Source organism: Mesorhizobium sp. M0106 (assembly GCF_040322715.1).
Lineage (GTDB): Bacteria > Pseudomonadota > Alphaproteobacteria > Rhizobiales > Rhizobiaceae > Mesorhizobium.
In genome coordinates this window covers 1-4,234 of record NZ_JAMYUA010000100.1, presented here as the reverse complement: position 1 = coordinate 4,234, position 4,234 = coordinate 1, and the positions used below count along the sequence as shown (strand labels likewise).

Sequence of the window (4,234 nt, the reverse complement as noted above, 5' to 3'; positions counted from 1 at the left end):
GCTCAACTGCCTCTCCAAAGAATCCTTTCTCAGCCTAAACTCAACCCCAAAATCGCCATATGCGATTCCCCTGCCCTCAAGGGGGGGAGATTACGCGCTCACACCGCAATCCTTGGCCGTCCCGACGCCACCGCCACGACATGCGCCTCGATGAACATGCGCTGGCCCTCTACTGTGGAGACGCGGAACTCGCTGGCGATTTCGATCTCGGCGCTGTCGGTGCCAGCGTCCTTCGCCCGTCCAGCGGCAATCGCCCGCACATCTTTCTCCGCTGCGGCGATCGCCGCTGCTTCGTCGTTGAAATCGCGCACGCTTTCACCGGAGGCGACGCGGAACAGGCCTTCCTTGGGCTGGCTGACCCGCGCCTCGGCCGAAACCCGGACCTGGCCGACGACGGCGCCGAGCGCGTTGGCGACATCGGTATCCTGCGGCACCACGCATCGATTGCCGACCAGCTCGGCCAGACCGGCATAATGCAGCGGCGCCGAGGCGCCGAGGCCGATCACCGGACGGTCGAGCGCGACGCTCAAGCGGGCGATGCCGGGATGCGCGTCGACGGCGCGCTGGACCAGGGCATGGGCGACGGTCGCAGCGCCATCCAGCCCGTCCTCGGCAAAGGCGGTTTCGAGGATGACTTCGGCCGACAGGCGGGTCAGCGCGGTCAGCACCCGTTCCGAGATCGCCTCCGGCGAGGCGGCGATGAACTGGCCGCGGCCGTCGCGCCTGCGCGCGAACAGCTCGGCTCCCAGACGCGCCGCGGTCGCATCCCAATTGGCCTGCCTGCCCAGCACATGCGCCGCATCCGACGGCGTGAAGCCGGCGACATGCACCAGCCCGCGCGACACCAGCCGGTTCAAGGTGGCGTTCTGGGCATTCGAGGTCAGCAATCTGTCGAGAGCCTGCGGCACGGCACCGATCAGCTCGTAAAGCTTGGCTTCGGCGCCGGTCAGTCCGGCCGCCAGCCGCTCCGGCACGCCGGTGCGCACCGCCAGCCGACCATCCATGCGGCCGGGGTTGGGCGCGCGCAGCTGGCGTTCGAGCTCTGATGTGACGGCCTCGCCATGCATCAAGCCGGCCAGTGCCAGCGGCACCAGGCGGCGCGGGCCGAGCAGGATCTTCGGGCCGAGCGCGCCGTCCTCCAGCGCCACTTCGGAATCGCCGCCGAGGCCAAAAGTGCGCATGGCGACGGCCTCGACCATGGTGCGGAAACCGCCGACGGTGGCGCCTTCCGGATCGAGCCGCGGCCGGCCCTTGTCCAACACGGCGACATCTGTGGTGGTGCCGCCGATATCGGAGACCACGGCATCGTCGAGGCCGGTCATGTGGCGGGCACCGACGAGGCTGGCGGCCGGGCCGGACAGGATGGTCTCGATCGGCCGCTGGCGGGCAAAGGCGGCCGAGACCAGAGCGCCGTCGCCGCGCACCACCATCAGCGGGGCGGCAATGTTGCGCGCGGCCAAAAAGCCTTCGGTTGCCGCGACCAGCCGGTCGATCATCGAGATCAGCCTGGCGTTGAGCAATGTCGTCAGCGCCCGGCGCGGGCCGCCGAGCTTGGCCGACAGTTCGTGGCTGGCGGTGACCGGCAGGCCGGTCCTGTCGCGGATCAGGTTCCGCGCGCTTAGCTCATGCGCCGGGTTGCGGGTGGCGAAATAGGCGCAGACGGCAAAGCCGGACACCGACTTTTCCAGTTCCGGCAAAGCTGCCTCCAGCCCGGACAGATCGAGCTTTGCCGCATTGCCGTGGACATCGTGGCCGCCGGGGCAGAACACCACCGGGTCGGTGCCAAGCGCCGCCTTCAGCCCGTCGCGGGCAAGGTCGCCCTCGGCAAAGCCGATCATCACCAGCGCCACGCGCCCGCCCTGGCCCTCGACCAGCGCATTGGTGGCTAGCGTCGTCGACATCGACACCAGTTTGATCGCTGCCGGGTCGGTGCCGGCCATTTCGAGCACCGCATCGACCGCGCCGGAGATGCCGACCGCCAGATCATGGCGCGTGGTCAGCGCCTTGGCCTTGGCCAGCACCTTGCCGCTTGGCCCGCCGGCCTCCGACCACAGCACGGCGTCGGTATAGGTGCCGCCGGTGTCGATGCCGAGGAACAGGGGTGAGGGTTTGGGCTTGGCGGTCATTGGCGGGTCCGGAGAATTCGTCTCCGCCCCTTAGCGGATACCGGCGGATCGATAAAGCCGTGATGGCTGGGCCACGGGCAGCGTAATCTCCCCTCTCGACGGGGAGATGTCGCCAAAGGCGACAGAGGGGGTCGGTACGTCCGGGCGCGACCCTCCTGTCGCCGACGGAGGACGATGGCGCTCCACGCGCAACGACCCTCTCTGGCCTGCCGGCCATCTCCCCCTCGAGGGGGAGATTGGCAGCTTGGCCGTCTACCCCCACAAGAAAGGCTTGTTGGCCGAATAGGGCTACGCCCGGTTGCCCGGCGAGCCTTCGATCTGCCTGCCGACAGAAGCGGTGGGCCGTTCGCGGCAGAAATACAGGATCGTCAGCATCACCGCGACAAGCAGGATGGCGTAGTAGATCGAGACGCGGGCATAGACCTCCGCCTTTTCCACCGGGAACGTGCGGCCCTCGATGGCGGCGCGCGCCACCATCGAGGCAACCAGCGCGTCGCGGGAGAAGATCAGGTTTATCGCGGTCAATGGTAGGGCCGAGGCGAACAGCAGGGCATTACAGAGCTTCGCCTTGGGCTCGAAGCGCAGCAGCATCACGCCACACCAACTGTAAAGGGTGCTGTAGAGCGCAACGGCCGCGGTCTTCAGCGGCGTGTCCTCCACCATGAACAGGAACGGCGTGCCGTCGTCTGGTCCGGTGAGGCGCAGCAGGTACCAGATACCGGACAGGACACCCAGCGTGCCAAGCAACAGATTGGCCCATTGACGCTGGCCGGCAGGCTGCTCCGTCTGCGCATAGGACAGCAGCCGTTCGCCCATCGAGGCATTTGCCACCCGTACAAGGCTGAGCAGGATCAGCGAAAAGACCTGCCGGGCCGCCCATGACGCCGGCTGGCCAAGAACCGTCTCGGCAATGCCGAGCCGGTCGGCCAGGACGACGGCCGTGTTCACCCAGGCGTAATCGATACAGAGGCTGAGAAACAGCAAGACATATTTGCGCAATTTGAAATCCCCCAAGCCCGACGAACCCGCTCCGGCACATGCACGCGCTGGTAGCAAAGATCTAACATCAACCGGGCCTAGTTGTCGAAGGCCGAGATGGCGGCGAGCGCTTTGCCGCCTACCCGACAAACCCCACGCGCTTGTGCGAGCCATCGCAGAACGGCTTGTTGGCGGAGTGGCCGCAGCGGCAGAGGAAGGTGCGTTGCGTGCGGTCGACCGTGTGGCCGGTGCCGGTGACGATTTCGACATTGCCTTCGAGCTTGAGCGGGCCGTTGGTCGTCGGTGTGACGGTCAGCGGGCCATTCCGCACCTCCAGCGCCGGCGTGTCCTTCAGCGCCGGCTCGCCGGTGGCGATGAAGCCAGCCTTGGCGTGGCTGCCATCGCAGAACGGCTTGTTTTCCGAGGCGCCGCAGCGGCACAGCGTGGCGCGGTAAAACGTTTCGCCGCCCAACACGATCTCGGTATGGACGGCAAGCGGACCGTTTTCCCTTATGCGCACAATGTTGACCACCGGCGGCTGTTCCTGCGGCCCGCCATCCTTGCGGACATAGGTGATGGCGCCGGACGGGCAGGCTTCGGCGAGCGCCACAATCTTCTCGACGCTGGCCGCATCCGGATGGATCCACTGGCCGGGCGCGTTGGGCACGAAAACATGCGGATCGCCAAGCACGCAGTTGCGCGAATGGATGCAACGTTTTCCCGAAAAGCCGATGTCGATCTTCTCGCCTTCGACCACTGCCATGGGTGGGTCTCCTGTCGGACTACGCTATGGCGACAGTCAGGACGACGTCAAGGCAGCATTCTCCCCCTCGTGAGGGCCGACCTCGGGCGCGGCGCTAAGGGATTCCCATTTTTTTGCTCGCAGCACCACATTTTGTTCTTGCTTTGTGCCGGCAGCTATGCTACTAATTTCCGTATGGTGCCAATTGGCTCCAACGACCCGCCTGCCGAGGCGGGTTTTTTGTTTCAGCTTTGAAATTCCGTTGCCGGCCTGCACTCGCGGGACGGCCCTCTCCCCCCTCGAGGCTAGGGGATGCACACATCTTTTCGTTGCGTCGATGACTCATCTGTGAGTTGCGGCGTCGGGTTGGTGTGTGATTCTGTAGGCG

Annotated in this window: 3 protein-coding genes; all 3 read right to left on the bottom strand. The window is 66.1% G+C overall.

Going from position 1 to position 4,234, the window contains the following annotated elements:
- Positions 1–98: 98 nt before the first annotated feature.
- Entirely contained in the window at positions 99–2,126 is a 2,028-nt protein-coding gene (locus NKJ55_RS35080) for a hydantoinase/oxoprolinase N-terminal domain-containing protein (RefSeq protein WP_352453880.1), read from the bottom strand.
- A gap of 288 nt (positions 2,127–2,414) precedes the next feature.
- Positions 2,415–3,125 carry a hypothetical protein gene (locus NKJ55_RS35075; RefSeq protein ID WP_352453879.1) on the bottom strand — a complete coding sequence of 237 codons (711 nt, stop codon included), beginning with the start codon at positions 3,123–3,125 and terminating at the stop codon, positions 2,415–2,417.
- Between the two features lie 118 nt (positions 3,126–3,243).
- Positions 3,244–3,867, bottom strand: coding sequence for a CDGSH iron-sulfur domain-containing protein (locus NKJ55_RS35070; RefSeq protein ID WP_352453878.1), 624 nt, complete (start codon positions 3,865–3,867; stop codon positions 3,244–3,246).
- Positions 3,868–4,234 lie beyond the last annotated feature (367 nt).